The organism is Actinoplanes sp. NPDC048791 (assembly GCF_040650095.1).
Classification (GTDB): domain Bacteria; phylum Actinomycetota; class Actinomycetes; order Mycobacteriales; family Micromonosporaceae; genus Actinoplanes.
Window position 1 is genome coordinate 1 of the sequence record NZ_JBEZGQ010001084.1, and the last position, 2,694, is coordinate 2,694.

Sequence of the window (2,694 nt, forward strand, 5' to 3'; positions counted from 1 at the left end):
CTTCGCGTACGCGACGGCGGCGCTGGACCGGGCCCGCCAGGCGTACTCGTGGAAGCGGGTCGCCGCGCAGGTCGGCTCGGTGTACGCGGCGGTCTCCGGCCGCAAGCCCAGCGAGACGGGCGCCGAGGCGACGGTGTAGCCCAGGGTCCACCGATCGGTTGACCGGTGGACTCGCGAGCTGGTCGATTCGCCGCCCTGCGTCCGCTGCGACGCTGGGCTCATGACAGTCATCACCGTCGACCACCTGCAGAAACGCTACGGCGACACCGTGGCGGTCCGGGACGTGTCGTTCACCGTCGAGCGCGGTGAGATCTTCGGCGTCCTGGGCCCCAACGGCGCCGGCAAGACCACCACCGTCGAATCGATCGCCGGGCTGCGTACGCCGGACGCCGGCACTATCACCGTGCTGGACCGCGATCCCCGCGACCCGGAGCTGCGCCGGCTGGTCGGCGTGCAGCTGCAGGAGAGCCGGCTCGCCGAGAAGATGACCGCCGGGGAGGCCCTGGAGCTGTACGCCGCGTTCTACCCCGAGCCGGCCGACTGGCGCCGCCTCGCCGACGAGCTCGGTCTCGGCGGCAAGCTGACGACCCGCTACGGCAAGCTCTCCGGCGGGCAGAAGCAGCGTCTGTCCATCGCGCTGGCCCTGATCGGCAACCCGGCCATCGCGATCCTGGACGAACTCACCACCGGCCTGGACCCGCAGGCCCGGCGGGACACCTGGGAACTGGTCGAGTCCGTCCGCGACCGCGGGGTCACGGTGCTGCTGGTCACCCACTTCATGGAGGAGGCCGAGCGGCTCTGCGACCGGGTCGCCCTGATCGACGCGGGCGCGGTGGTGGCCCTGGACACCCCGGCCGGGCTGGTCGCCCGGGTCTCGGCCGAGCAGCGGATCCGCTTCCGGCCGTCCGTACCGCTGGACGACAGCGTGCTCACCGGCCTGGCCGAGGTCCGCGAGGTCCGCCGGCACGGCACCCAGCTCGAGGTGATCGGCGAGGGCAACGTGCTGCACGCCGTCACGGCGGCCCTGGCCGCGCACCGGATCATCGCCAACGACCTGCGCGTCGAGCAGGCCAGCCTGGACGACGCGTTCGTCCGGCTGACCGGGCGCGCCAGCACGGGGGAGCAGTCCTGATGCACGTCTTCGCCAAACTGACCCGGTCCGAGTTCCGGTTGCTGCTGCGCGAACCGATGCAGCTGTTCTGGATCTTCGTCTTCCCGTCGCTGCTGGTGGTCATCCTCGGTTGCGTACCGCCGTTCCGGGAGCCCAGCGCGGACCTCGGCGGCCTGCGCGTGATCGACCTGTACGTGGCCATCGCGATCATCCTGACCCTGGCCTCGCTGGCGTTGCAGGTGGCGCCGATGGTGCTGGCCACGTACCGGGAACGGGGGATCCTGCGCCGGCTCGCCACCACCCCGGCCCGGCCCGTCGCGCTGCTCGGCGCCCAGCTGGTGATGAGCCTGCTGACCGCGATCGGCTCGGTGGTCCTGCTGCTGCTGGTCGGCCGGCTGGTCTTCGACGTGGCGCTGCCGCGGCAGGGCGCCGGTTTCGCGGTCGCCTTCCTGGCCACCGCCGGTGCCGCGTTCGCCATCGGGCTGTTCGTGGCCGCGGTGGCACCCGGGGGCAAGGCGGCCAACACCATCGGCACGCTGCTGTTCTTCCCGCTCATGTTCTTCGCCGGGCTGTGGACGCCGCGCGAGGTGTTTCCCGAGGTGCTGCGGCGGATCGCCGACCTGACGCCGCTGGGTGCGGGCGAGCGGGCGGTGCAGGACGCGATGAGCGGGCAGTGGCCGGCCTGGGGATCGCTTACCGTGCTGGTGGCGTACATGCTGGTGTTCGGGCTGGCGGCGGCCAGACTGTTCCGCTGGGAGTGAGAGCGATGTCCGAGGTGAAGCGGCTGGAGATGCGGCAGCGCCGGGCCGATCGGCGGTTGCTGCTGCTGCCGTACGCGGCGCTGCTCGGCTCGACCGTGATGGTGATCGTGGCCGGCGACCTCGGCCTGCCCCGGCAGGGGCTGCCGACCACGTTCGCGGTCGTGGCGGTCACGGTCGCCTGGCTGCTCTGGATGGTCACGCTGCATCCGCAGTGGCAGGGCCGGACGCGACCCGGGGCCGTGTTCTTCGCCGGCCTGCTGGTGCTGATCGTGCTGCTGGTGTGGTGCCACCCGATCTACGGCTTCTTCGCCTGGACCGGCTACCTGTACGCGGTCTCCAGCCTGCGCGGCCGGTGGCGCCTGGCCGGCGCGGCCGCGGTCGCCTGCTGCACGGCGGTCTCGCAGGTCGGCGGCTTCGGCAACATCAGCACGGCCGGCATCTGGCTCGCCTTCGTCATCCTGCTGGCGTTCAACATCAGCATCGCGGTGACGATGACCCACCTGTCCATCACGAACACCGACCACGCGACCCTCCGGGCCGAGATGCTGCGCCAGCTCACCGAGGCCAACGACAAGTTGGCCGGGGCGCTGAGCGAGAACGCCGGACTGCACGAGCAACTGCTGGTGCAGGCCCGCGAGGCCGGCGTCCTGGACGAGCGCCAGCGGATGGCCGGGGAGATCCACGACGTGCTGGCCCAGGGGCTGACCGGCATCGTCACCCAGCTCGAGGCGGCCGACCAGGCGGCCGGCCGGGACAGCGACCGGCGCCGGCACCTGGACACTGCGAAGCAGCTGGCCCGCGACAGCCTCACCGAGGCCCGCC

At 72.1% G+C, this 2,694-nt stretch carries 3 protein-coding genes; all 3 read left to right on the forward strand.

Features of this window, described 5'->3' with window-relative positions:
• The first annotated feature begins 220 nt into the window (after positions 1-220).
• Entirely contained in the window at positions 221-1,132 is a 912-nt protein-coding gene (locus AB0C29_RS42490; protein WP_360833201.1) for an ABC transporter ATP-binding protein, read from the forward strand.
• Positions 1,132-1,872, forward strand: coding sequence for an ABC transporter permease (locus tag AB0C29_RS42495; protein WP_360833203.1), 741 nt, complete (start codon positions 1,132-1,134; stop codon positions 1,870-1,872). The genes AB0C29_RS42490 and AB0C29_RS42495 overlap by 1 nt, the downstream gene beginning before the upstream one ends.
• Positions 1,873-1,877: 5 nt before the next feature.
• A partial coding sequence (locus tag AB0C29_RS42500) for a histidine kinase (RefSeq protein ID WP_360833205.1) occupies positions 1,878-2,694 on the forward strand: 817 nt, incomplete at its 3' end.

Bases quoted from the DNA above. Each gene is read 5' to 3' on its own strand.
- AB0C29_RS42490 (WP_360833201.1), top strand. From the start codon at position 221: ATGACAGTCATCACCGTCGACCACCTGCAGAAACGCTACGGCGACACC.
- AB0C29_RS42495 (WP_360833203.1), top strand. From the start codon at position 1,132: ATGCACGTCTTCGCCAAACTGACCCGGTCCGAGTTCCGGTTGCTGCTG.